Origin of the sequence: uncultured Streptomyces sp. (assembly GCF_947488945.1) — a bacterium.
Classification (GTDB): domain Bacteria; phylum Actinomycetota; class Actinomycetes; order Streptomycetales; family Streptomycetaceae; genus Streptomyces.
This window is the reverse complement of record NZ_CANLBS010000002.1, coordinates 462586-488140: the sequence shown is the minus strand read 5'-3', so window position 1 is coordinate 488140 and position 25555 is coordinate 462586. Positions and strand designations below refer to the sequence as shown.

The window sequence follows — 25555 nt, the reverse complement described above, 5'->3', positions numbered from 1 at the left end:
CGAGCCGGCAGGACCGGGCCCTTCGGGACCGGCCCCGGATCCGGCGGGGTTCTTCAGACGGCCAGTCGGGTTCCGCGCCGCCAGACGGCTCGGGTGTTGAGGCTGTCGGTGATGGTGGTGGTGGGATCGCCGCCGGCCAGGAGCAGGTCCGCGCGCAGACCCTCGGCGATACGACCCCGGTCGGAGAGACGGAAGCGCCGGGCGGTGGTGGCGGTGGCCGCGCGCAGCGCCGCCGCGGGCGTCAGGCCGGCTCGGACGAGGTTCTGCAGTTCCTGGTGGACGCTGGCGCCGTGGGCGAGACCGCCGAGGAACGGCAGGGGCTGCGACACGTCGGTGCCCACGAGCAGGTCCACCCCTGCGTCGGCGAGGGCCTCGACGCCGTCCAGGACGTCCTGGAACCCGCCCTGGGGATAGTGACCGAAGCAGGAGCGCAGGGTGGCGTCCCAGTCGGTGTCCAGGCGGCGGGCCACGCGAGGGTCGTCGGCCAGCTCGCTGCCGGTGACGCCCATCATGGAGGCGTTCAGCACGGTGCAAGGCACGACGAACGCCCCGGAATCCTTGATCATGGTGACGATCTCGTCGGTGGGCGGCTCGACGAACAGGTGGACCAAGCCGTCGATGCCGGCCTCGATCGCCATGCGGGCGGCGTCGATGGTGAGCACATGCGCGACGGTCAGCGCACCGTGCCGCTTCGCCGCGGCGACACCGGCGTTCAGGGTGTCCTGATCGAGCATGGGCAGACCCGGGTGCCCCTCGACGCTGCCGTCATCGATCATGAACTTGATGTAGTCCGAGCCGTGCGCGAGCAGCTGCGGTACGGAAGCCGCCGCGGCCTCGGGGCTGGTGGCGTCGGGGCGGTAGGGCGGCTCGCCCCGGTGCCCGCCGCCCCGCCCCCCGGCGGGCCCGCCGGGGTGGAAGTCCTTCGGGAACAGCTCGCTGGGGTGCCCGCCGGGCGGAGTCAGCGCGAACCCGGAGGACCGCACGTCGGCCACCGAATCGTCCTCGCTGATCGCTCCCCGCCGGTCGCGGGTGTTCACCCCCTGCATCTCCAGTTCGGTGGTGACGCCGAACTTCAGGGCCAGTGCGAGGGAGTCGCGGTCGGTGTGGACGTGCGCGTCGATCAGCCCCGGCAGCAGTGTGGCGCCGGAGCCGTCGACGACCTCGGCCCCCGCCGGGACCTCTCCTCCGACCTGAACGATCGTGCCCCCTCGGATCACGACGGTGGTGACGCCCAGCGGCTTCTCCCCGTCGAAGACCCGGGCGCCGGTGATGGCGGTAGTGCTCATGACTGTGCCTCGCTTCTGGTGGACCGGCCCTCACCGTATACCTTTAGTCATACACATGCGACTCGCATGTTGATTAACCGTGTCGTAGATTAGGGGTATGACCAGTCAAGGACGTCCTGCGCCCGCCGACGACCCGCTCCTCGACAGCGTGGGGCCGGCACTGTCCAGGCTCCGTCGGCGCGTCGGCGGCGGTCGCGGGGACCTGACCCGCAACATCGTCCTGAACGTGGTGGGCGACGCAGCGGGCCGGATCACGGTGGGGCGCGTTGCCGAGGAGATGGGCGTCGCCCAGCCCGTCGCCAGCCGCGCCACCGCCGCGTGCATCGCCGAGGGCCTGCTCCGTCGAGTCGCCTCGCAGCAGGACGGGCGCAGCAGCCTGCTCGAACTCACCGAGGCGGGAGAGGCCGCACGCCGGGAGTACGCGGCCGAACAGCGCCGCGCCTTCGAGGAGATCACCGCACACTGGGACGTCGCGGACCGTTTGCAGTTCGCACGTTTCCTCACCCGCTACGGCCGGGAGGCGAGCGCCTGGATCGCCCGCAAGGGGGCGGAAGACAGCCGGTCGGACGGCTGAACCGACGCCCCGTCGACGGCAGGCCGCGCACTTCGACCGCGTGAGCCGACCGCATGTGAAAGGGGCCGGGCGCACCGCCCGGCCCCGGCCGCCTCCCCCGCCACACCCACGAGCCGAAGGTGCGATGCGGAGTCGCGTCATCCCTCGGGGAGGGGCGACCGCACGCTCAGACGGTGGCCTCCGCGACCTTCACGGCCGCCACGAACGACGCGAACGCGGGAGCAGTGAAGTCCAGGACCGGGCCGGTGAGGTTCTTGGAGTCACGTACGGGGACGACGCCCCGCGCCTCGACGAGGTTCGTGGCCACCTCGACACAGTCGCCGCCGTTGTTGCTGTAGGAGGACTTGAACCACTGGGGGGACTCGGCCGTCACGGGGTGCCCTTTCGCAATTGGTTGATCAAGGCCACGGAGGCTGCCTGCGACAGCGATTCGGCCTGTAGCTGATGATAGGCGGTGAGCATGGGCAGCACGGAGGTCGCTTCCCGGTCGAGATGCCCCTGCGCCTGGGACTCCGCGTAACAGACCACTGAACGGTCCGACATGGTCAGCAGGTTGACCGGCAGGTCGAACGTCCGCCGCTCCCCTATGTCGTACGGAGCCACCTGGAGAAGCGTGTGGGGGAGTTCGGCGATCTCGGCCAGCCGGGCCAGCTGCCCCTCCATCACCGCCTCCCCACCGACCCGCCGCCGGATGCAGCTCTCGTCCATGGTCACGAACAGCATGGGAGGCCGGGGCCTGACCAACGCGGCCTGGCGTTCGGCAAGAAAGGCAACGCGTTCCTCAGCCTGTTGGGAAGTGATAGTCCCTCGTCGCACGGCACTGTCTGCCAACACCTGCGCGTACTCCGGCGTCTGCAACAAGCCCGGAATGATGCCCACGTTGTACAGCCGCAGCTCCACCGCCCGACCCTCGTAGGCGACATACTCCGGGAAGCCCTCCAGCAGAGAGCCGTTGCGCATCTCCCGCCACTCGCGCTCGAACGACTCGGTGGTCTCAGCGGTGCCGAAGGCGCGGTCGATCTCCCGCGAGAACGGGAGGCTTGGCGGTTTGCGACTAGTTTCCACGGCAGAAACGTGCTGGCTGGAATACGTCAGCTTCCCGGCCAACGCCTCCTGGCTCCAGCCTCGCTCCTCGCGAAACCGCCGGAAGCGGGCCCCGTATGCCGCTCGGGGGCTCGCTCCGGGGTTCAGTTCCTTGCGATTGACCATGTGCGGACCCGACCCTTCCTTCCGATTGCGCTAGTTGAAGGGGATCTGACTGTAGGTCAGTGTGAGGTCGCCCCGTAGCGAAACAGCTACAGAGAGGAGTCGGCTCCATGGACTGCACGTCTCTCCCGCCGCCCGTCGGAACGGTCGTGGTGGACACCGCCGGCCCGGTCGTCCGGGTCGGTGAGTTCCGTGGCAGGTCGGGCCCGTACTGGGCGTTGCGGCCGGTCGGCGGGGGCCGGGAGTGGGAGGCCGAGCCGGCGCTCGTACGCCTTGCCACCCCCGAGGAACGGATGCGCGCCGGAGTGGCGCGTGACAACGCGAGAAGCCGAGGTTCCCTCCTGTGAGTGACGTGAGTGGCATGGGTTGCATGGGTGGCATGAGCGACGTGAGCGGGACGGCGGCGGAACCGCCCGCCGGATGCCGGACCTGCGCGGCCGTCGACCGCGCCGAACGCGAGGCTACCGCCGCCCGCGATCACAGCCTCGCCACCGACTGGCGCGTCCGGCGCAGGCGTCACCAGGACGCCGACCACCGGGACCCCGTCCGCTCGAAGCCCCAATGTCCCGAGCCGGACCACCCCGCACCCTGACGGAGGTCCCGGGACGGGCGGGTGCCGGCCAGGTGCGTGAGGGAGGAACCCGAAACGCCCCGCCCGTGCCGCTCCCGGGTCGGGGGCGGTACGGGCGGGGCGTGCGGTCGCGGGTGGCGCCCTTGGCGGGAGCGCCTCAGGCGGTCCACTCCGACCAGGACATGTTCCAGCCGTTCAGACCGTTGTCCGGCTGGATCGTCTTGTCCTTGGAGTTCTTCACGATGACGACGTCACCGATGAGGGAGTTGTCGAACATCCAGGCCGCCGGGGTCGCGCCGTCGTAGCCGCCGCGCACGTCCCGCAGTCCCACGCAGCCGTGACTGGTGTTGGTGGTGCCGAAGATGCTGGAGGCGCCCCAGTAGTTGCCGTGGATGAAGGTGCCGGAGGTGGACAGCCGCATGGCGTGCGGAACGTCCTTGATGTCGTACTCGCCGCCGAAGCCGACGGTGTCGCCGTTCATCCGGGTCACCTTGAGCTTCTCGCTGATGACCATCTGCCCGTTGTACGTCGTCGTGGACGGGGCGCCGGCCGAGATCGGGATGTCCTTGATCTGCTTGCCGTCCCTGACGACCTTCATGCGGTGGGCGCTCGCGTCGACCGTGGAGACCTGGCTGCGGCCGATGGTGAAACTGAAGCTCTTGGCCTGCTTGCCGTAGACGCCGGGCCGTCCCTCGACGCCGTCGAGGTCGAGGCGGACGGTGACCTTGGTGCCGGCGGCCCAGTACTGCTCGGGGCGGAAGTCGAGCCGGTCGTTGCCGAACCAGTGGCCCGCGATCTCCACCGACGGTTCGGCGGTCACCGTGATGGCCTTCTCCACCGCCGCGGGGTCGGTGATGCCGCGGGTGAAGTTGATGGAGACCGGCATCCCCACGCCGACGGTCGAGCCGTCCTCGGGGGTGTAGTGGCCGATGAAGGTGTTCTGCGGGACGAGCGTCGAGAAGGTGGTGTCCTTCGCCGACTCGCGGCCCTCGGCGTCCGCGGCGACCGCGTGCACCGTGTACTTGGTCGCGGCGGCGAGGTGCCGCTCCGGCTCCCAGCTGGTGCCGTTCGTGGCCAGCGTGCCCTTGACCTCGTGGCCCTCCGCGTCGGCGACCTTGACCGTGGTCAGCTTGCCGCCGGTGGCGGTGACCTTCAGCGCGCCGCTGGTCTCCACCGAGTCCGCGCCGTCCTTCGGCAGGACCGTCACGACCGCCTCGGAGGCGGTGGTGTCCGCCGTCTTCTCCCCCGCGCGGCCCGCCTTGTCACCGCCCGGCGTACCGGCGTCGGCGCTGCCGCCGCACGCCGTGACCAGGAGCAGCAGTGCGCCCAGGACCAGGGTCAACAGCCCCGGCCCGCGCCGGCCCCGGCGGGCCCTGCCCGTTCCCGCCGGCGCTCCCGATATCGGCTGTCCGTTCATCGCGGTGTCTCCCCTTCGCACGGCTTGGCCCCACCCGGCCCCGCACTCCCCGCGCGCTGCACATGCGCGCCCAGCGACAGGGAACCACACGGAACGTCGGGAAAAGGACGCGCCCATGTCACCGTTCAGTCCCAACTTCTTGGTGTACATGTGCAGGTGGCAGGGGGTGGCGGGCGAGGGCCGGGAGGAGCGGAGGGCGGGGCGCGGGAGGGGTTCACGGACCCCTCCGACCTACACCGCCCTCCCGCCCGCCCCGCCCGGCGCCGTCCCTCTCCTCAGCGCAGCGCGGACGCCGCCTTCCAGGCCGGCCAGGGGAGGTTCCAGCCGCTGAGGCCGTTGTCCGGGGCGACCGTCTTGTCTTCGGAGTTGACCACTTCGACGACGTCGCCGATCAGGGTGCGGTCGAAGAACCAGCCGGCCGGGGTGTCGGCGCTGCCGCCCTTCACGTCCCGCAGCCCGACGCAGCCGTGGCTGGTGTTGATCGAGCCGAACGTGTCGGGCGGGGACCAGTAGTTGCCGTGCAGGAACGTGCCGGTCGTGGTGAGGCGGATGGCGTGCGGGACGTCCTTGATGTCGTACTCCCCGCCGAAGCCGACGGTGTCGCCGTTCATCCGCGTCACCTCGTGCAGCTCGCTGACCACCATCTTCCCGTTGTACGTCGTCGTGGACGGGGCGCCCGCGGAGATGGGGACGGTGCTCAGCAGTTCGCCGTCGCGCCGGACCTCCATGGTCTTCTCCTCCGCGTCGACCAGCGAGACCTGGGACCGTCCGACGGTGAAGCGGACCGTCTTGCGCTGGCTGCCGAACACGCCGGGGGCGCCTTCCACGTCCCGCAGTCCGATGTCCACGGTGACCTCGGTGCCGGGGTCCCAGTACTCCTGGGGGCGGAAGTCCAGCCGCTCCTTCCCGAACCAGTGGCCGACGACCTCGACGGCCGGGTCCGCGGTGACCCGGATCGCCCGTTGGACGGCCGCGCGGTCGGTGATCGGCCGGTTGAAGTCGAAGGAGACGATCATGCCGGTGCCCACGGTGGAGCGGTTCTCCGGCTTGAAGTACCCGATGAAGCGGTCGCCGGGGACGACCGTGGTGAACGTCGTGTGGCGGGCGGAGCGGTGTCCCGCCCCGTCCACCGCGACGGCGTCGACGCTGTACTTGGCGGCGAGCTTCAGCCGGGCGGCGGCGCCGGCGGGCCGCCAGGTGCGGCCGTCCCCGGAGACCCGGCCGGTCACCTCCTCCTGCTGCGCGTCCTCGATCCGGACCACCTTCACCCGTTCCAGTCGTCCGTCCGGGACGGTCACCTCCAGCGGGGCGTCCGCGCGGACGCCCTTCGCCCCGTCCCCGGGTACGACGCGGATCGCGTCCTGCGGTGCGCGCGGTTTCGCGTTGATGAGCGGTACACCGTCGGTGCATCCGGTCAGTACGGCCGGCAGGGTCAGCAGCCCCGCCCAGGTCAGCACGGCGGCCGAACAGGTCCGTGCTCTCTTCGCTACGTGGTTCACGCACCACCAACGAGGAGGGCCGGTCGGGGGAAACGTGAGTGCGGGCCCCCGGGTGGGCAGAACAGGGGGGAGGACTTCACCGGGGAGGCCACGGCCGGGACGCCGTGGGCGCTCCGCCGGTGCCTGTCCCATGAGCCGCGGGAGGCCGGGTATGTCGAGCGCAGCCGAGCAGGAGACGGTACGGGAGCCGGTGGAGGAACCGGGCGTCGCGGAGACGGGCACGGCCCTGCGGGGCGGTGCGGGCGTACGCCGGCACCGCGTCGGCGGGACCGCGGAACAGCGGGGCACCGCTCCGGGTGCGGGGACGGCGGCCGGGCACCACGGTGGGTCGCCGCCGCAGGTGTGGCCGGGGGCGTCGATGCCGCTGGGGGCCCGGTTCCGGGTCGGCCCGGACGGGGTGGCGGGCACCAATTTCGCGCTGTGGGCCGGCGGGGCGGAGGCCGTCGAACTGTGCCTGTTCGACGAGGAGGGCCGGGAGACCCGGTGCTCGCTGACCGAGCTGACCCACCAGATCTGGCACGGCTTCGTGCCCGGGGTGCGGCCCGGTCAGCGGTACGGCTACCGGGTGCACGGCCGGTGGGACCCGTGGACGGGCGCCCGCTGGAACGCGGCCAAGCTGCTGCTCGACCCGTATGCCCGTGCGGTCGACGGATCGTTCACCCTGCCGCCCGAGGTGTACGGCCACATGAGGGACTGGCCGCAGCAGGGCGTGGCCGACACCGTGCGCGACGAACGGGACTCGGCGCCGTTCGTGCCGAAGGGCGTCGTGGTGCACGACGACGACGACTGGGTGGACGACCGGCGGCCGAAGACGCCGTGGGCGGACTCGGTCATCTACGAGCTGCACGTCCGGGGGTTCACCCGGATGCACCCCGGCATCCCGCCGGAGCTGCGGGGCACGTACGCCGGGCTCGCGCACCCGGCGGCGATCGGACATCTGAAGCGGCTGGGGGTGACGGCGGTGGAACTGCTGCCGGTGCACCAGTTCGCCCACGAGGACCACCTGCTGCGGCGCGGGCTGCACAACTACTGGGGCTACAACTCCATCGGCTACTTCGCCCCGCACGCCGACTACTCCGCGAGCGGGACGGCCGGCCAGCAGGTCGGCGAGTTCAAGCGGATGGTGCGGGCGATGCACGACGCGGGGATCGAGGTGATCCTCGACGTCGTCTACAACCACACAGCGGAAGCCGGCGAGCTGGGGCCGACGCTGTCCCTGCGGGGCATCGACAACCGGGGCTACTACCGCCTCCAGGGCGACGCCCGCCGGTACGCGGACTACACCGGCTGCGGCAACACCCTGCACGTGGTGCAGCCGCACGTGCTGCGCCTGATCACCGACTCGCTGCGGTACTGGGTGACGGAGATGGGCGTCGACGGCTTCCGCTTCGACCTGGCGGCGGCGCTGGCCCGCTCGATGCACGACGTCGACATGCTGTCGCCGTTCCTCGCGGTGATCGCGCAGGACCCGGTGCTGCGCCGGGTGAAGCTGATCGCGGAGCCGTGGGACGTCGGCAACGGGGGCTATCAAGTGGGCGCGTTCCCGCCGCTGTGGACGGAGTGGAACGACCGCTACCGGGACGCGGTCCGGGACTTCTGGCGCGGCGCGCTGCCCGACGTGCGCGATCTCGGCTACCGGCTGTCCGGCTCCAGCGACCTGTACGCGTGGGGCGGGCGGCGGCCGTACGCCTCGGTCAACTTCATCACCGCGCACGACGGCTTCACCCTGCGGGACCTGGTCAGCTACGAGCACAAGCACAACGAGGCCAACGGCGAGGACAACCGCGACGGCACCTCCGACAACCGGGCCTGGAACTGCGGCGCGGAGGGCGAGAGCGACGATCCGGGGGTCAACGCGCTGCGGCGCCGGCAGTTGCGGAACCTGCTGAGCACACTGCTGCTGTCCACCGGGGTGCCGATGCTGGTGGCGGGCGACGAGATGGGGCGTACGCAGGGCGGCAACAACAACGCCTACTGCCAGGACAACGAGACGGGCTGGGTGGACTGGTCGCTGCTGGAGCAGCCGCAGTGGCGGGAGCTGACGGAACTGACCGCGCGGGTGCTGGCGCTGCGCCACGCCCACCCGGTGCTGCGCCGGGGGGCGTTCTTCTCCGGGCGGGCCCGGAGCGAGGACGGGCTGCGGGACCTGGCGTGGTTCACCGGGCGGGGCCGGGAGATGACGGAGGAGGACTGGTACGCGCCCGCGTCGACGGTCGCGCTGTTCCTGTCGGGCCGGGACATCCCGGGGCGGGACGCGCGGGGCGAGCAGGTGGTCGACGACAGCTTCCTCGCAGTGCTGCACGCGGGCCCGGAGGAGACGGCGTTCCTGCTGCCGGGCCCGCCCTGGGCGCGCCGCTACGCACTGCTGCTGGACACCGCGCGGGAGGACCAGCGGGAGGCGCCGGGCACGGAGTACCGCGCCGGGGAGGAGCTGATGGTCCCGGCGCGGTCGGTGCTGCTGCTGCGGGTGGTGGAGTAGGGCACGGGGTCCGCCCGGCGCACGGCACACGAGAGGGCTGTGCGCCGGTGCACGCCCCTGAGCTGCGGGGCCGTCCCGGAACGGCGGAAAAACCAGCTGAGCGATGTCAGTGGTGAACCTTAGGATCGCCCCTGATGCCCGAAGAACTTGCTGAGCCCACGGACCGGTCCGCCGTGCGCTCGTTGTGGCGATTGTGGCCCTCCGTCCGTCAGGTGCGCGCGCGTTGGCTCTCGGCGGCGGTCGTCGCCGTGGTCGCCTCCTGTCTCGGCCTGGTCATCCCGCTGGTGCTGAAGTGGATCGTGGACGGCCCGGTCGCCCGCCGCGACCCGGGCGGGGTGTGGCTGGGAGCCCTCTGGCTCCTGCTGCTCGGCGTCCTGGAGGCCGTGCTGTTCGGGCTCCGGCGGTGGCTGGTGGCCCGGCCGCTCGCGGGGGTGGAGGCGTCGCTGCGGGCCGCGCTGTACCGGCGGCTGCAACGGCTCCCGGTGGCGTTCCACGACCGCTGGCCGTCGGGGCAGTTGCTGTCGCGCGGCACCACGGACCTGATGCTGCTGCGGATGTTCCTGGCGTTCCCGCTGACCTTCCTGCTGGTCAACGCCTCCACGCTGGTGATCGGGTTCGTGATCCTCTTCGCGCAGGACTGGACGCTGGGGCTGGTGCTGCTGGCGCCGGCGGTGCCGCTGGTGGTGCTGAGCTCGGTGTTCGAGACGAAGTACGCGCTGGTCGCCCGTCGGGCCCAGGACCAGGTCGGCGACCTGACGACGGTGGTCGAGGAGAGCGTGCTCGGCATCCGGATCGTCAAGGGGTTCGGCCGCCACCGCAGCCAGGCGCTGGCGTTCCGGGAGCTGTCCCGGAAGCTGCGGGGCACCGAACTGGCCAAGGCGCGCCTGCTGGCGTGGATCTGGGCGCTGATCATGTCCGTCCCGGAGCTGGCGATCGGGGCGGCGCTGGTGCTCGGTACGGTCCAGGTGGCCGACGGGGACCTGTCGGCGGGGACGCTGGTGGCGTTCCTCTCGACGGCCCTGGCGCTGCGCTGGCCGGTGGAGTCGATCGGCTTCCTGCTCGCGATGAGCCAGGAGGCGGCGACCGCGACGGACCGGTACTTCGAGGTCATGGACGTGGCCGAGGAAGTGGAGTCGGCCCCCGCGCGGACCGCGTCGGCCGGGGCGGAGGGGCCCGCCGGGGGCATGCGGTTCGAGGACGTCTCCTTCCGCTACCCGGACGCGGCGCCCGGTTCCGTGCCGGTGCTCGGCGGGGTGGACCTGCATGTGCGGCCGGGCGAGACGATGGCGCTGGTCGGCGCCACCGGATCGGGCAAGACGACCCTGACCGCGCTGGTGCCGCGGCTGCACGAGATCACCGGCGGCCGGATCACCCTGGACGGCGAGGACATCGCCGCGATGGACCGCTCCCGGCTGCGCGAGCTGGTGTCGGTCGCCTTCGAGGAGCCGACGCTCTTCTCCGCGACCGTCGGCGAGAACGTGGCCATGGGCGCGTCCGGCGGCGCCGACGAGGAGGCGCTGCGGCGGGCCCTGGCGGTCGCGCAGGCCGACTTCGTCGACGCGCTGCCCGACGGCCTGCACACCGAGGTCGGCGAGCAGGGGCTGAGCCTGTCCGGCGGTCAGCGCCAACGGCTGGCGCTGGCCCGCGCGGTGGTGGGACGGCCCCGCTTCCTGGTGCTGGACGACCCGCTGTCGGCGCTGGACGTGCACACCGAGGCGCGGGTCGAGGCCGCCCTGCGACGGGTGCTGGAGGACACCACGGCGGTGATCGTGGCCCACCGCCCGTCGACCGTGATGCTGGCCGACCGGGTGGCGCTGCTGTCCGGCGGCCGGATCACCGCGGTCGGCACCCATCAGGAACTGCTGCGCGGGAGCCCGGAGTACGCCTGGCTGATGTCGGGCGCCGGACGCACCGCCGTCGAGGAAGGCGCGACCCCGTGACCAGTACCACCGGCACGACCAGCACCCCCGGCGCGCCGGGCACCGCCGCTCAGGACCCGCGGGTCCCCGGGGCTCCGGAGGCGGCGGGCGTCGCCGGCGGCACCGGGCCCCGCCCGGAGCCCGACGACTCCTTCGACCGGGACGACCTGCCCACCCCGCCCGGCGCCACCGGCCGGCTGCTGCGCTCCCTGCTGCGGCCGATGCGGCTGCGGGTGGTGTGCGCGGCGCTCCTGCTGCTGGTGCAGCAGGCCGCCACCCAGGGGGGCCCGCTGCTGGTGGCGTACGCCATCGACACCGCCGTGCCCGCCTTCCGCGACGCCGACCACGGGCCGCTGGTCGCGGTGGCCGTGGGGTACGCGCTGTGCGCGGCGGCGGGCGGGGCGTTCCAGTACGGCTTCGTACGGGCGGCCGCCCGGATCAACCAGGACGTGCTGCTCGACCTGCGCGGCCGGATCTTCCGGCACGCGCAGGCGCTCAGCGTCGACTTCCACGAGCGGTACACCTCCGGCCGGCTGATCTCCCGCTCCACCACGGACGTGGAGTCGCTGCGGGAGTTGCTGGGCGAAGGGCTCCAGGAACTGATCGGCGTCGTCCTGTCGTTCGTGTTCATCTCGGGGATGCTGCTCTGGCTGGACCTCGGCATCGGCGCGATCGCGGTGCTGTCGTTCGGGCCGCTCTACCTGCTGGTGCGGGTGTACCAGCGGCGGGCGGTGCGGGCGTACGCGGAGCGCTCCACGGCGATGGCGGCGGTCATCGTGAAGTTCGCGGAGACGATGAACGGCATCCGGCCGGTGCAGGCGTTCCGCCGGGAGCGGGCCAACGACGCCGAGTTCGCGGTGCTGAACCACCGCCACGAGCGGGCCAACGGCGACGCGCTGCTGGAGATGGCGCGGTACGTCGTCGGTTCCCGTCTGGTCGCCAACACCGCGGTCGCGGGCATGGTGCTCTGGGGCGCGTACCGGGTGGCGGACGGCACGCTGGCGCTCGGCGTGCTGGCGGCGGCGGTGCTGTACGTGCGGCGGCTGTACGACCCGATCGACCGGCTGGCGATGTTCCTCAACTCCTACCAGTCGGCCTCCGCCTCGCTGCAGAAGATCGCCGGTCTGCTGGCGCAGACGCCGACCGTCCCGGAACCGGCCGCTCCGAAGGAACTGCCGCCGACCGGGGGACGGGAGCGGGGCCGCGAGGTCGTCTTCGACGGGGTGAGCTTCGGCTACCGCACGGGGGGCGAGGTGCTGCCCCGCTTCGACCTGACGGTCCCGGCCGGCCAGACGGTCGCGGTCGTCGGTTCGACGGGCGCGGGCAAGTCGACCCTGGCGAAGCTGCTGGCCCGGTTCTACGACCCCTCGCAGGGGCGGGTGCTGCTGGACGGCGTGGACCTGCGGGACCTGGCGGTGCCGGAGCTGCGGCGCGGGGTGGTCATGGTGACGCAGGAGGCGTTCCTGTTCTCCGGGACGGTCGCGGAGAACATCGCGATCGGCCGCCCGGACGCCACCCCCGGCATGATCGAGCGTGCGGCGAAGGCGATCGGCGCGCACGACTTCATCACCGCGCTCCCGGAGGGGTACGACACCGACGTGCGCAAGCGCGGTGGCCGGATCTCCGCCGGTCAGCGGCAGTTGGTGGCGTTCGCCCGCGCCCTGCTGGCCGACCCGGCGGTGCTGATCCTGGACGAGGCGACCAGTTCGCTGGACGTCCCCGGCGAGCGGGCGGTGCAGCAGGCGATGGACACGGTGCTGCACGGCCGGACGGCGGTGGTCATCGCCCACCGGCTGTCCACGGTGGAGATCGCGGACCGGGTCCTGGTGATGGAGCACGGCCGCGTCGTGGAGGACGGCACCCCCGCCGAACTCATCGGCGCGGAGGGCCGGTTCGCCGGTCTGCACCAGGCGTGGAGGGAGAGCCTGGCCTGAGTGACGGCGCTGCGGGTTCCGCGACTCCGTGGACAGTTCCTCCCCTGTTTCCGAGAGTTCTGCCTCGCCCGTCGCCCGCTCCATCGCCCTGTTCGTCGTCGCCGCGCTGTTCGGGATCGGGGCGGCCACTGAGCCGGCCGTCCCGGAATCAGGTCAGTGCCTGGGCGGCGTACACCGCGCCGAGGGCGGCGGCGAGGGTACCGAGCAGGAGCCGCAGCGTGGTTTCGGGCAGGTGCGGTTGGAGACGTGCGCCGAGGTAGCCGCCGATCAGCCCGCCGACGCCGCAGGCCACGCCCAGCCACCAGTCGGGGGAGACGGGCCCGGGGCTCGCCAGGGCCAGCAGCGCGTACGCGGCGGCCCCGGCACAGGAGGTGGTGAAGGTCGCGGCGAGGGTGGCCGGTGCGATACGGGCCATGGGCATGCCGCGCGCGGCAAGGACGGGCCCGAGCAGGGAACCGCCGCCGATCCCGTAGATTCCGCCGACCACCCCGACCGTCAGGGCGAGAGCCGCGAGAGCGCACGCCGACGGCTCGTCCGCGTCCTGCCGACGCCGGGCCGGGCACAGGGTGCGCAGGCACAGCCAGGCACCGAGCGGCAGCAGAAAGGCGGCGACCAGGACGCGAAAGACGCCGGGGCCGGGGAGGGCGAAGACGCGGACGGCGGCGCCTGCGACGACGCCGGGCAGTGTCCACGCGACGAGGCACCGGGCCAGTCCGCCGCGCAGAGCGCCATCGCGGCGGTAGCGCCAGAGTGCGCCTGGCCCGGCCACCACATTGAACAGCAGGTTCGTCGGCGTGACCGCGGGGCTCGGCACACCCAGCACGCTGAGCTGCACCGGCAGAAGGAAGACCGCCCCGGACACACCGACCGGAACGGTCACCGTCGAGATCAGCAGACCGGCCGCGAACCCGGCCCAGATCGTCCACTCCACCGCTGCCCCCACCGCTCCGTGATCGCCCCGGTCAGTTCAGTATCGACGGAACGAGTGACGTGATCGGGATTCGGCAACGAGATGTTCACGAGCAGCAGGAGCAGCCCGGCCGGCAGCCGCACACCTCTGCTCCGGCCACGGCAGTTCCGACGACGCCGGCGCGACATGTCCGTGATCGCCATCCCACCAACTGCACAAGCAGGGCGTCGCGCCGTCCCCGGCGGCCTGTCGCGAGGGGGCTCGGGCCGGACGCGTCCAGCGGCGAACGGGTGTCCGCCCGTGGCTGGTTATGGGCCACCGGGGGTGAGCGTCTCAGCCACCGGAATGCGGCGGGGCCGCCACGCGGCGTTCACACGGGCCGGGCCGGGTCCGCCCGCGGCGTTCTCGGTGAACAGGCGCGGAAAGGGCTTCCTGGTGTCGTACGGCGCAAGATCGCCGAAACGTCCGCTTAACGAACACGGCCGTTCCGACACCGGACGACTTCCGGCCATTCTATTGACGCGGTCCTGACAGGCCAGGTCCACGGCTGGCACTCTTCGGTCGTTCCACGCACCGCTGCTCCGTCCTCCGGTCTCCCCAGGACCGGTGGTACCCCCCTCGCAGAAGGAGTCCGCGTGAGATCCACGCACAGCCGTCGTGCCACCGCGACCGGCGCTCTGATAGCCGCAGCCGCTCTCGTCGCCGTAGGCGTCACCTCCGGTTCGGCGACCGCCACCCCGGTCGGCGCACCCGCCGCCGCCCCGGCCCTCGGCAAGGCCGACCCCGGCGCGCTGCCGGCCCCGCTCTCCCCCGCACAGCGCACCGCGCTGATCAAGAAGGCCGACGCCGCCAAGGCGGCCACCGCCGCCGAACTCGGCCTGGGAGCCAAGGAGAAGCTGGTCGTCCGGGACGTGGTCCAGGACGTCGACGGCACCACCCACACCCGCTACGAGCGCACCCTCGACGGGCTGCCCGTGCTCGGCGGGGACCTCGTCGTCTCCGCCAAGGCCGGTGCCACCGAGAGCGTCTCGAAGGCGTCCAGGGCCACCACCGCCCAGCTGAAGGCCGTCGACCTGGCGGCCGACGTGGCCCCCGCCGTCGCGGAGAAGCAGGCGCTCGGCCTCGCCAAGGCCGAGGGTTCCAAGGCCACCGCGGCGAGCGACGCGCCCCGCAAGGTGGTCTGGCTGGCCGACGGCACGCCGAAGCTGGCGTACGAGACCGTGGTCGGCGGACTCCAGCACGACGGCACCCCGAACGAGCTGCACGTCGTCACCGACGCCGCCTCGGGCGCCAAGCTCTTCGAGTGGCAGGGCGTGGAGAACGGCACCGGCAACACCCAGTACAGCGGCACCGTCACCCTCGGCACGTCCGGCTCGGCCGGCGCGTACACGCTGACGGACACCACCCGCGGCAGCCACAAGACGTACAACCTGAACCGCGGAACCTCGGGTACCGGGACGCTCTTCTCGGGCGCCGACGACGTCTGGGGCAACGGCGTCGGTACCAACGTCGAGACCGCCGGCGCGGACGCGCACTACGGCGCGGCCGAGACGTGGGACTACTACAAGAACGTGCACGGCCGCACCGGCATCAAGGGCAACGGCGTCGCCGCCTACTCCCGTGTCCACTACGGCAACAACTACGTCAACGCGTTCTGGCAGGACAGCTGCTTCTGCATGACGTACGGCGACGGCTCGGGCAACGCCGCCCCGCTGACCTCGCTGGACGTCGCCGCCCACGAGATGACGCACGGCGTCACCGCCGCGACGGCCGGCCTGGTCTACAGCGGTGAGTCCGGCGGCCTCAACGAGGCGACCAGCGACATCTTCGCGGCGGGCGTGGAGTTCTACTCCAACACCGCCGCCGACCCGGGCGACTACCTCGTCGGCGAGAAGATCAACATCAACGGCGACGGCACCCCGCTGCGTTACATGGACAAGCCGAGCAAGGACGGCGGCTCGTACGACTCGTGGTACTCGGGCATCGGCAGCGCCGACGTCCACTACTCCTCGGGTCCGGCGAACCACTTCTTCTACCTGCTCTCCGAGGGCAGCGGCGCGAAGACCGTCAACGGCGTCTCCTACAACTCGCCGACCTCCGACGGCCTCCCGGTGACCGGCATCGGCCGGGACAAGGCGCTGCAGATCTGGTTCAAGGCGCTCACCACCAAGTTCACCACCACGACGAACTATGCCGCCGCCCGCACCGGCACCCTCGCCGTCGCCAGTGAGCTGTACGGGGCGACGAGCGCCGAGTACACCGCCGTGCAGAACGCCTGGGCCGGCATCAACGTCGGCACCCGCGGCGGCACGACGCCCCCCACCGGCACGGTGTTCACCAACAGCACCGTGGTCGCCATCCCGGACAACGGCGCCGCGGTCACCAGTTCGCTGGCGGTCACCGGCATCACCGGCAACGCCCCCAGCACCCTCCAGGTCGGCGTGAACATCACCCACACCTACCGCGGTGACCTGGTCGTCGACCTGGTCGCCCCGGACGGAACCGCCTACCGGCTGAAGAACTCCTCGTCGAGCGACTCGGCGGACAACGTGGTGGCGACCTACACGGTCAACGCCTCGTCCGAGGTGGCCAACGGCACCTGGAAGCTGAAGGTCCAGGACATCGCTGCGGCGGACACCGGCAAGATCAACAGTTTCAAGCTCACCTTCTGAGCCGTCCGGGGACCTGACGGACCCGGAACCCCGCTTCACGCGGCGGCGGCCCGGCCGGAGCATCCGCTCCGGCCGGGCCGCCGCACGTGGTGCGCGGACGCGGGTCAGCGCAGCAGAACGCCCTCCGCCCCGTCCCGGTCACCGTCGCGGCCGCCGACCGATCCGTCCGGCAGCGCCACCAGGCCGAGTTCGGCGCCCGAGGCCAGCAGCGGGTGGGCGGGCAGCACCCGGACGGTGTAGCCGTACGGCCCGGTGCGGTCCAGGGCCAGCGGGCCCTCGTACAGCATCCGGTCCTCCAGGTCCTGGCCGCCGGCGGGCTTCAGCGGCAGCGCCTGCGCGTCCAGCAGCGCGTCGCCGGAGTCCACCCGGCCCGCGACCACCTGGACCTCCACGTCCTCCGGTTCGAGGCCGCCGAGGTCGACCCGCACCCGCAGGGCCAGCGAGGAGCCCAGCTCCGCGGAGCCGTTGTCGGCAGTGTCGGTGACCGTCTCCACGTGGTCGACCGCCACCCGCGGCCAGGCCTGGCGGACCTTCGCCTTCCACGCCGCCAGCTCGCGCGCGGTCCGCGGGTCCAGCGCCCGCCGGGCCTGCGCGGCGGGGGCGTACAGCCGCTCCACGTACTCGCGGACCATGCGTCCCGCGAGCACCTTCGGACCCAGCGTCACCAGGGTGCGCCGGACCATCTCGATCCACCGCTCGGGCAGCCCCTCCTCGCCCCGGTCGTAGAAGCGGGGGGCGACCCGGTCCTCGATCAGCGCGTAGAGGGCGTTGGCCTCCAGTTCGTCGCGCCGCTCCTCGTCGACGGCCGAGCCGTCGGCGGTCGGGATGGCCCAGCCGAAGTCCTGCTCGAACCACTCGTCCCACCAGCCGTCGCGCACCGACAGGTTGAGGCAGCCGTTGAGCGCGGCCTTCATACCGCTGGTGCCGCACGCCTCCAGCGGGCGCAGCGGGTTGTTGAGCCAGACGTCGCAGCCCGGGTAGAGCTTCTGCGCCATCGCCATGCCGTAGTCGGGCAGGAAGACGATGCGGTGGCGCACCTTGGCCTCGTCGGCGAACCGGACCAGCTCCTGCACCAGCCGCTTCCCGCCGTCGTCGGCGGGGTGCGCCTTTCCGGCGACGACGATCTGGATGGGCCGCTCCGGGTGGAGCAGCAGCCGGGTCAGCCGGTCGCGGTCGCGCAGCATCAGGGTGAGCCGCTTGTACGACGGCACCCGGCGGGCGAAGCCGATCGTCAGCACGTCCGGGTCGAGGACCCCGTCGATCCAGCCCAGTTCGGCCGTCCCGGCGCCGCGCCGCCGCCAGGAGGCGTAGAGCCGCTTGCGGACCTCGGTGACGAGCTGTTCGCGCAGCGCCCGGCGGGTGTCCCAGATCTCCCGGTCGGGCAGGGAGGTGACCGCGTCCCAGCGGCGGAGGGTGCCGGTGCGGGACGGGTCGCCGGAGGCGGCCACCTCGCCGCCGGTCAGCGCGTCCTGGGCCCGGTCGCCGCCGACCAGCCGGGAGCCGAGGGCGATCACCTCGGGAGCGACCCAGGTCGGGGCGTGCACCCCGTTGGTCACCGAGGTGATCGGGACCTCCGCCGGGTCGAAGCCCGGCCAGAGGCCGGAGAACATCTCCCGGCTGACCGCCCCGTGCAGGGTGGAGACGCCGTTGGCGCGCTGGGCGAGCCGCAGGCCCATGACCGCCATGTTGAAGAGGTCGGGCGAGCCGCCGGTGGCGGTCTCGTCGCCGAGCTGGAGGATGCGGTCGACCGGGACGCCGGCGAGTTCGCCGTCGTCGCCGAAGTGCCGGGCGACCAGCTGGCGGTCGAAGCGGTCTATGCCGGCGGGCACCGGGGTGTGGGTGGTGAAGACGGCTCCGGCCCGCACCGACTCCAGGGCGGAGTCGAAGTCGAGGCCCTCGCCGGCCAGCTCGCGGATGCGTTCCAGGCCGAGGAAGCCGGCGTGGCCCTCGTTGGTGTGGAAGACCTCGGGCGCGGGGGCGCCGGTCAGCCGGCAGTAGGCGCGCACCGCGCGCACCCCGCCGATGCCGAGCAGCATCTCCTGGAGCAGGCGGTGGTCGCTGCCGCCGCCGTAGAGCCGGTCGGTGACGTCGCGTTCGCCGGGGGCGTTCTCCTCGACGTCGGAGTCGAGCAGCAGCAGTGGCACCCGGCCGACGTGCGCCTGCCACACGCAGGCGTACAGCGAGCGGCCGCCGGGCAGCGCCAGCACCACCCGGGCGGGGGTGCCGTCGGGCTCCCGCAGCAGGGTGAGCGGGAGCTCGTTGGGGTCGAGCACCGGGTAGTGCTCCTGCTGCCACCCGTCGCGGGAGAGCGACTGGCGGAAGTAGCCGTGGCGGTAGAGCAGACCGACGCCGACGAGCGGGACGCCGAGGTCACTGGCGGCCTTGAGGTGGTCCCCGGCCAGGATGCCGAGGCCGCCGGAGTACTGCGGCAGCGCGGCGGTGACGCCGAACTCGGGCGAGAAGTAGGCGACGGCGGCGGGGAGTTCCGCGCCCTGGGCGAGCCGGTTCTGGTACCAGCGGGGTCCGGTGAGGTACTCGGCCAGGGAGTCGGCGGCCTCGGAGAGCCGGCCGAGGAACTCCTCGTCGCGCGACAGCTCGGCGAGCCGGGAGGCGGAGACCGCGCCGAGCAGGCGGACCGGATCGGCGTCGGCGGGCCGCCAGCCCTCCGGGTCGACGGACCGGAAGAGTTCGCGGGTCTCGGGGTGCCAGGACCAGCGCAGGTTGCGGGCGAGGTCGTGCAGGGGTCGGAGGGAGTCCGGGAGGACGGGACGCACGGTGAATCGACGAATGGCCTTCACGTATTCCACCTTTACAGGGGACGTCCGGATCCGAGGGGACGCACCACGGTGTGCGTCGCGCAGTCACCCTCGACGGTAGCGGTGGGCCCGCCCGGCAACCACGGCGCGCGGACGGTCCACGTTCCGCCGTACGCGTGCCCGCACACGCCGGTCGTACGCCGGTGCCCCATGCGCCCCACCGGCCGCCGGGTGCTCGGGCGTACCCGGAGCCCCGACCGATATGGCTGATTCACACCCCCTGGGCGCTCTTGTGGGGCCCCGGCGTGCCGGGAGAGGCTTCGGTGGGCGGCGGCACCGGGAGGTGCGGGCCGCCGCAGGGCGGGTACCCGGTGCACGTACGGCGCCGCAGGCCCACCCCGTCCACGGGAGGGGCGCGCGACGCGCCCCGACTACGACCCAGTAGTTAACACGACGGCGGGTTGGCCGGCCGAAGACGGTGGGAAGGCTACCCGCGAACGCAGCCCGACCAGGGCGTCCGCGCACGTCCTGTCGTGCCGCCCGGATCACGCACGGACCCCCGCGCGCCCATCCATTCGAGTGCCATTCGAGTGAACGCGGACAGGAGCGGCCATGCCCACAGCCCGTCAGCAGAGTGCTGAGCAGCTACAAAGGACTGATCCCCATCCCCGCGGCACGGGCGGACGGTCCAGCGCACCCGTGCCGTTCTCCCCGCACGCCCCGCTCCAGCCACCAGGTGATTCCATGATCGGTCGTATTCCCGTCCTGGACGTCCGTCCTCTCGTCGACTGCGGCCGCAGGCCGGCCAAGGCGGTCGTCGGTGAGACGTTCCAGGTCACCGCAACGGTCTTCCGCGAAGGCCATGACGCGGTGGCGGCCAACGCCGTGCTGCGCGACCCGTCGGGGCGGCGCGGTCCGTTCACCCCGATGCGGGAGCTGGCGCCGGGCACGGACCGCTGGGGCGCCGAGCTCACCCCGGACGCCGAGGGCCGGTGGACGTACACGGTGGAGGCGTGGAGCGATCCGCTGTCCACCTGGCGGCACACGGCCGGGATCAAGGTCCCGGCGGGGATCGACACCGAGCTGGTCATGGCCGAGGGCGCGGAGCTGTACGAGCGCGCGGCCAAGGGCGTGCCGAAGAAGGACGGCAGGGAGACGGTCCTCTCGGTGGCGGACGCGCTGCGCGACGGGTCCCGCCCGGCTGCGGCCCGGCTCGCGGCGGCGCTGGCCCCGGCGGTGACCGAGGTGCTGGGGCGCCACCCGCTGCGCGACCTGGTGACGGCGTCCAAGCCGCTGGCCCTGAACGTGGAGCGCCGTCGGGCGCTGTACGGCTCCTGGTACGAGCTGTTCCCCCGCTCCGAGGGGGCGCGGACCGAGCCGGTGGGCCCGGCCCCCGCGAGGAAGGGCAAGGGCGGCGCCCGCGCCGCGCAGCGGACCCGGCTGGTCAGCGGCACTTTCCGGACCGCCGCGGAGCGGTTGCCCGCGGTCGCCGCGATGGGCTTCGACGTGGTCTACCTGCCGCCGGTGCACCCGATCGGGACCAGCCACCGCAAGGGCCCGAACAACACGCTGACCGCGGGCGAGCACGACCCCGGCGTGCCGTGGGCGATCGGCTCGGCGGACGGCGGGCACGACGCGATCCACCCGGAGCTGGGCACGCTGGAGGACTTCGACCACTTCGTGGAGACGGCCCGCACCCTGCGGATGGAGATCGCGATGGACTTCGCGCTCCAGTGTTCGCCGGACCACCCGTGGGTGAAGGAGCATCCGGAGTGGTTCCACCATCGCCCGGACGGCTCGATCGCGTACGCGGAGAACCCGCCGAAGAAGTACCAGGACATCTATCCGATCGCCTTCGACCAGGACATGCCGGGCCTGGTCGCCGAGACGGTGCGCGTGCTGCGGTTCTGGATGGACCGGGGGGTGCGGATCTTCCGGGTGGACAACCCGCACACCAAGCCGGTGGTGTTCTGGGAGAAGGTGATCTCCCAGATCAACAAGGCGGACCCGGACGTGATCTTCCTGGCGGAGGCGTTCACCCGGCCCGCGATGATGCACACGCTGGCCAAGGCGGGCTTCCAGCAGTCGTACACCTACTTCACCTGGCGGAACTCGAAGCAGGAGATCGCCGAGTACGTCACCGAACTCTCGGGGGACGCGGCCTCGTACATGCGGCCCAACTTCTTCGTGAACACCCCCGACATCCTGCCCGGTTACCTCCAGGACGGCGGCAGGCCCGCCTTCGAGGCACGGGCCGTGCTGGCCGCGACGCTGTCCCCGTCGTGGGGCGTGTACGCGGGATTCGAGCTGTGCGAGAACACCCCGGTGCGCCCCGGGAGCGAGGAGTACCTGAACTCGGAGAAGTACGAACTCAGGCCCAGGGACTGGGAGTCCGCCGAGCGTGAGGGGCGCACCATCGCCCCGCTGATCACCGCGTTGAACCGTGTCAGGCGGCGTCATCCGGCTCTTCAGCAGCTGCGCGACGTGCACTTCCACTCCGTCGACAACGACGCGCTGATCGTCTACAGCAAGCGCTCCGGATCGAACATCGTTCTGGTGGTCGTCAACCTCGACCCGCACCACACCCAGGAGGCCACGGTCTCGTTGGACATGCCGCAACTCTGCCTCGAATGGCACGAGACCGTGCCGGTGCGCGACGAGCTCACCGGCGACACCTATCACTGGGGCAGGAACTTCTATGTGCGCCTCGAGCCGGGCATCACGCCTGCGCACATCGTGGTCCTGCGACCGTCCCCGCCGACCGGAGGGTCACCCACACCATGATCGTGAATGAGCCTGTTCCCGACACCTTCGAAGACACCCCCGCCAAGGACCGCGATCCCGACTGGTTCAAGCGCGCCGTCTTCTACGAGGTACTCGTCCGGTCCTTCCAGGACTCCAACGGCGACGGCATCGGCGACCTCAAGGGCCTGACCGCCAAACTGGACTATCTCCAGTGGCTGGGCATCGACTGCCTCTGGCTGCCGCCGTTCTTCAAGTCGCCGCTGCGCGACGGCGGTTACGACGTCTCCGACTACACCGCCGTACTGCCGGAGTTCGGCGACCTCGCCGACTTCGTGGAGTTCGTGGACGCCGCGCACCAACGCGGCATGCGCGTCATCATCGACTTCGTCATGAACCACACGAGCGACCAGCACGAGTGGTTCCAGCAGTCCCGCACCGACCCGGACGGGCCGTACGGCGACTACTACGTCTGGGCCGACGACGACAAGCAGTTCCCGGACGCGCGCATCATCTTCGTCGACACGGAGACGTCCAACTGGACCTTCGACCCAGTGCGCAAGCAGTACTACTGGCACCGGTTCTTCTCCCACCAGCCGGATCTCAACTACGAGAACCCGGCGGTGCAGGAGGAGATCATCTCGGCGCTGCGCTTCTGGCTGGACCTCGGCATCGACGGGTTCCGCGTCGACGCCGTGCCCTACCTCTACCAGCGCGAGGGCACCAACTGCGAGAACCTCCCCGAGACCCACGGCTTCCTCAAGCGGGTCCGCAAGGAGATCGACGCCAACTACCCGGACACGGTGCTGCTCGCCGAGGCGAACCAGTGGCCGGAGGACGTCGTCGACTACTTCGGCGACTACCGGGCCGGCGGCGACGAGTGCCACATGGCGTTCCACTTCCCCGTCATGCCGCGCATCTTCATGGCGGTGCGCCGGGAGAGCCGCTACCCGGTCTCCGAGATCCTGGCGAAGACGCCGGCGATCCCGAAGAACTGCCAGTGGGGCATCTTCCTGCGCAACCACGACGAGCTGACGCTCGAAATGGTGACGGACGAAGAGCGCGACTACATGTACGCGGAGTACGCCAAGGATCCCCGGATGCGCGCCAACATCGGCATCCGGCGGCGCCTCGCGCCGCTGCTGGACAACGACCGCAACCAGATCGAGCTGTTCACCGCTCTGCTGCTGTCGCTGCCCGGCTCCCCGATCCTCTACTACGGGGACGAGATCGGGATGGGCGACAACATCTGGCTCGGCGACCGCGACGCGGTCCGCACCCCGATGCAGTGGACCCCGGACCGCAACGCCGGCTTCTCCTCCAGCGATCCGGGCCGGCTCTTCCTGCCCACGATCATGGACCCGGTCTACGGCTACCAGGTCGCCAACGTCGAGGCGTCGATGGCGTCCCCGTCGTCGCTGCTGCAGTGGACCCGGCGGATGATCGAGATCCGCAAGCAGAACCCGGCGTTCGGGCTCGGCGAGTACACCGAGCTGCCGTCCTCGAACCCGGCGGTGCTGGCGTTCACCCGCGAGTACAAGGACGACCTCGTGCTGTGCGTCCACAACTTCTCGCGGTTCGCGCAGCCGACCGAGCTGGATCTGCGGGCGTTCAACGGGCGGCACCCGGTGGAACTGATCGGCGGGGTGCGCTTCCCGGCCATCGGCCAGTGGCCCTACCTGCTGACTCTCGCCGGGCACGGCTTCTACTGGTTCCGGCTCCGCAAGGAGCCCCCGGCCGCGTGAGCCCCGTCCGGCCCCGCGGGGCCGGACAACGACCCGTGCGGGGCGGTTTCCTCCGTCCCGCACGGGGCACTCTGTCCCACATCGAGCACGACCCGATCCGCGCACACCGAGCACGACCGGCGCCGCCGGGCCCCATCGGGCGGCGACCGGCCCCGCACAGCACGACCGGTACGCGCACGCCGAGCACTTCCGTACCGCGCACACCGAGTGTCGGGACCAGCGTCGGACCCTGAAACTCGTCGAACCGAGTCCGTACGGACCATCCTCACCCGACACGTCCCGCACAGCCGGACAGCCATTGCCGCAATCCGGGACACTCTTCGCATCCTGTGTGGTGCCCGGGGAAAGGACGCGATGCCATGTCGGAGGCTGCATCCAGTCACGTCGCCCTGGCGAAGAACACAGCGAAACGGGCGCAACATCCCGCCCGGCCACGCCCTGCCGAGGGGGTCGCGGGGGCCGCGCTGCTGCCGTCCCTCGCCCCGCTGCTGCACGACTGGCTTCCGCGCCAGCGCTGGTTCGCGGGCAAGGGGCACGCGGTCGCCGGGTTCACCCTGGTCTCGGCCACCGAGATACTGCCCGTCGATCCCGCGTCCGCGGGTCCGGGCCTGCTCCACCTGCTCCTGCGGGTGCACCAGCCGGGCCTGCCCTCCCGCCCCGCCGGCGACTGCTACCAACTGCTGCTGGGGGTGCGCACGGCACTGCCGCCGAGCCTGTCCCCCGCCCTGATCGGCCGGGTCGCGGACGGCCCGCTGGCGGGACGCACCGTGTACGAGGGGCTGCACGACCCGCGGGTCGCCGGCCTTCTGCTGGAGCGTTTCCGCACCCCTGGCGCCCTCGGCGCGCTGCGCTTCGAACGCGCCGAGACGATCCCGGCCGGCCTGACCCCCCGGCTGCTCGACGCCGAGCAGTCCAACTCCTCGCTGGTCTACGAGGACGCGTACATCCTGAAGATCTTCCGGCGCGTCTTCCCCGGCACCAACCCGGACCTGGAACTGCCGCTCGCCCTGGTCAGCGAGGGCTGCGGCCGGGTGCCCGCGCCGGTGGCCTGGTTCGAGGCGACCACGCCGGAACAGCGCACCCTGGGGGTGCTCCAGCCGTTCCTGCGCGGCGCCGAGGACGGCTGGCAGCTCGCGCTCGCCGCGCTGGCCGAGGGGCGCGACTTCGTCCCCGAGGCGCGCGCCCTGGGCCGGGCCACCGCCGAGGTCCACACCGCACTCGCCGCCGCCCTGCCCGGCCCGGCCCTGCGCCGGGACGCGACGGAGCAACTGGTCGCGGGGATGACCGAGCGCCTGGAGGCGACCGCCCGCGCGGTGCCCGCCCTCGTCCCCTACGTCCCCGGGCTGCGCACCGCCTTCGACTCGGTGGCGGAACTCGGCCACCAGGGGCGCACCTGGGCCACCCAGCGGGTCCACGGCGACCTGCACCTGGGCCAGTCGCTGCGCGCGGCGGACGGCTTCTGGTCGCTGATCGACTTCGAGGGCGAGCCCGCCCGGCCGCTCGCCGACCGCCGCAGCCCGCAGCCGCCGGTGCGCGACGTCGCCGGAATGCTCCGTTCCTTCGACTACGCCGCCCGCTCGCACCGCCCGTGGAACGACGCCTGGGCCGAGCGCTGCCGGGCCGCGTACTGCGAGGGGTACGCGGAGGTCTCCGGCTCCGACCCGCGCAGCGAGCCCGAACTGCTGCGCGCGCACGAGACGGACAAGGCGGTCTACGAGGTGCTCTACGAGGCCCGGCACCGGCCCGACTGGCTGCCGGTGCCGATGGCCGCGGTCAAACGGCTGGCCTCCACCCCCTGAGCCGTCGGCCGCACGGCCCGCCGGTCCGCCCCCGCGACCGCCGGAC

Annotated in this window: 16 protein-coding genes; 9 read left to right on the top strand and 7 right to left on the bottom strand. The window is 72.0% G+C overall.

What is annotated here, in order from left to right:
• Positions 1-53: 53 nt before the first annotated feature.
• Positions 54-1286: an amidohydrolase family protein gene (locus Q0994_RS04280; protein WP_299529200.1), complete on the bottom strand. Its 1233-nt coding sequence runs from the start codon at positions 1284-1286 to the stop codon at positions 54-56.
• 97 nt (positions 1287-1383) lie between these two features.
• Between Q0994_RS04280 and Q0994_RS04275 the strand changes: the two genes are divergently transcribed.
• Positions 1384-1860 (top strand): MarR family winged helix-turn-helix transcriptional regulator, encoded by a 477-nt coding sequence (locus tag Q0994_RS04275; protein ID WP_299529198.1) that lies wholly within the window; start codon positions 1384-1386, stop codon positions 1858-1860.
• 166 nt (positions 1861-2026) lie between these two features.
• Here Q0994_RS04275 and Q0994_RS04270 read toward each other — a convergent pair whose 3' ends face one another.
• Positions 2027-2233, bottom strand: coding sequence for a DUF397 domain-containing protein (locus tag Q0994_RS04270; RefSeq protein WP_299529195.1), 207 nt, complete (start codon positions 2231-2233; stop codon positions 2027-2029).
• On the bottom strand, positions 2230-3069 hold the full coding sequence (locus Q0994_RS04265) for a helix-turn-helix transcriptional regulator (protein ID WP_299529193.1): 840 nt from the start codon (positions 3067-3069) through the stop codon (positions 2230-2232). Before Q0994_RS04265 ends, Q0994_RS04270 begins: the two co-directional genes overlap by 4 nt.
• A 107-nt stretch (positions 3070-3176) precedes the next feature.
• Between Q0994_RS04265 and Q0994_RS04260 the strand changes: the two genes are divergently transcribed.
• A complete protein-coding gene (locus Q0994_RS04260) occupies positions 3177-3413 on the top strand; it encodes a hypothetical protein (protein ID WP_299529191.1) in 237 nt (78 codons plus the stop codon).
• A 381-nt stretch (positions 3414-3794) separates the two neighbouring features.
• On the opposite strand, the gene Q0994_RS04255 is transcribed toward Q0994_RS04260, so the two are convergent.
• Complete coding sequence (locus Q0994_RS04255; protein ID WP_299529189.1) at positions 3795-5054, bottom strand: Ig-like domain-containing protein; 1260 nt, start codon at positions 5052-5054, stop codon at positions 3795-3797.
• Between the two features lie 275 nt (positions 5055-5329).
• Positions 5330-6553 (bottom strand): Ig-like domain-containing protein, encoded by a 1224-nt coding sequence (locus Q0994_RS04250; protein WP_299529187.1) that lies wholly within the window; start codon positions 6551-6553, stop codon positions 5330-5332.
• 151 nt (positions 6554-6704) lie between these two features.
• Here Q0994_RS04250 and glgX point away from each other — a divergent pair, with 151 nt between their 5' ends.
• The 3 genes from glgX to Q0994_RS04235 all read left to right on the top strand — a co-directional run bounded on the left by glgX (position 6705) and on the right by Q0994_RS04235 (position 12885).
• Positions 6705-9032 carry a glycogen debranching protein GlgX gene (gene glgX / locus Q0994_RS04245; protein WP_299529184.1) on the top strand — a complete coding sequence of 776 codons (2328 nt, stop codon included), beginning with the start codon at positions 6705-6707 and terminating at the stop codon, positions 9030-9032.
• Positions 9033-9166: 134 nt separating this feature from the next.
• The gene (locus Q0994_RS04240; protein ID WP_299529182.1) at positions 9167-10972 is read left to right on the top strand and encodes an ABC transporter ATP-binding protein; all 1806 of its coding nucleotides are present in this window, start codon (positions 9167-9169) and stop codon (positions 10970-10972) included.
• Positions 10969-12885, top strand: coding sequence for an ABC transporter ATP-binding protein (locus tag Q0994_RS04235; protein ID WP_299529180.1), 1917 nt, complete (start codon positions 10969-10971; stop codon positions 12883-12885). Before Q0994_RS04240 ends, Q0994_RS04235 begins: the two co-directional genes overlap by 4 nt.
• Positions 12886-13033: 148 nt before the next feature.
• Here the strand turns inward: Q0994_RS04235 and Q0994_RS04230 are convergent, their stop codons facing one another.
• Positions 13034-13816: a sulfite exporter TauE/SafE family protein gene (locus Q0994_RS04230; protein WP_299529274.1), complete on the bottom strand. Its 783-nt coding sequence runs from the start codon at positions 13814-13816 to the stop codon at positions 13034-13036.
• A gap of 614 nt (positions 13817-14430) precedes the next feature.
• Here Q0994_RS04230 and Q0994_RS04225 point away from each other — a divergent pair.
• On the top strand, positions 14431-16467 hold the full coding sequence (locus Q0994_RS04225; protein ID WP_299529178.1) for a M4 family metallopeptidase: 2037 nt from the start codon (positions 14431-14433) through the stop codon (positions 16465-16467).
• Between the two features lie 104 nt (positions 16468-16571).
• On the opposite strand, the gene glgP is transcribed toward Q0994_RS04225, so the two are convergent.
• On the bottom strand, positions 16572-19265 hold the full coding sequence (gene glgP, locus Q0994_RS04220; protein WP_299529176.1) for an alpha-glucan family phosphorylase: 2694 nt from the start codon (positions 19263-19265) through the stop codon (positions 16572-16574).
• Positions 19266-19967: 702 nt separating this feature from the next.
• Between glgP and Q0994_RS04215 the strand changes: the two genes are divergently transcribed.
• From Q0994_RS04215 to Q0994_RS04205, 3 genes are all read left to right on the top strand, one after another.
• Entirely contained in the window at positions 19968-22007 is a 2040-nt protein-coding gene (locus Q0994_RS04215) for an alpha-1,4-glucan--maltose-1-phosphate maltosyltransferase (RefSeq protein ID WP_299529174.1), read from the top strand.
• On the top strand, positions 22004-23710 hold the full coding sequence (gene treS / locus Q0994_RS04210; protein WP_299529172.1) for a maltose alpha-D-glucosyltransferase: 1707 nt from the start codon (positions 22004-22006) through the stop codon (positions 23708-23710). The genes Q0994_RS04215 and treS overlap by 4 nt, the downstream gene beginning before the upstream one ends.
• A 359-nt stretch (positions 23711-24069) precedes the next feature.
• The gene (locus Q0994_RS04205) at positions 24070-25509 is read left to right on the top strand and encodes a maltokinase N-terminal cap-like domain-containing protein (RefSeq protein ID WP_299529170.1); all 1440 of its coding nucleotides are present in this window, start codon (positions 24070-24072) and stop codon (positions 25507-25509) included.
• Positions 25510-25555 lie beyond the last annotated feature (46 nt).

What these genes read in the sequence shown, in the direction of transcription:
- Q0994_RS04280 (WP_299529200.1), bottom strand. Translation starts at nt 1,286, where the DNA reads ATGAGCACTACCGCCATCACCGGCGCCCGGGTCTTCGACGGGGAGAAG.
- Q0994_RS04275 (WP_299529198.1), top strand. Translation starts at nt 1,384, where the DNA reads ATGACCAGTCAAGGACGTCCTGCGCCCGCCGACGACCCGCTCCTCGAC.
- Q0994_RS04265 (WP_299529193.1), bottom strand. Translation starts at nt 3,069, where the DNA reads ATGGTCAATCGCAAGGAACTGAACCCCGGAGCGAGCCCCCGAGCGGCA.
- Q0994_RS04260 (WP_299529191.1), top strand. Translation starts at nt 3,177, where the DNA reads ATGGACTGCACGTCTCTCCCGCCGCCCGTCGGAACGGTCGTGGTGGAC.
- Q0994_RS04255 (WP_299529189.1), bottom strand. Translation starts at nt 5,054, where the DNA reads ATGAACGGACAGCCGATATCGGGAGCGCCGGCGGGAACGGGCAGGGCC.
- glgX (WP_299529184.1), top strand. Translation starts at nt 6,705, where the DNA reads ATGTCGAGCGCAGCCGAGCAGGAGACGGTACGGGAGCCGGTGGAGGAA.
- Q0994_RS04240 (WP_299529182.1), top strand. Translation starts at nt 9,167, where the DNA reads ATGCCCGAAGAACTTGCTGAGCCCACGGACCGGTCCGCCGTGCGCTCG.
- Q0994_RS04215 (WP_299529174.1), top strand. Translation starts at nt 19,968, where the DNA reads ATGATCGGTCGTATTCCCGTCCTGGACGTCCGTCCTCTCGTCGACTGC.
- treS (WP_299529172.1), top strand. Translation starts at nt 22,004, where the DNA reads ATGATCGTGAATGAGCCTGTTCCCGACACCTTCGAAGACACCCCCGCC.
- Q0994_RS04205 (WP_299529170.1), top strand. Translation starts at nt 24,070, where the DNA reads ATGTCGGAGGCTGCATCCAGTCACGTCGCCCTGGCGAAGAACACAGCG.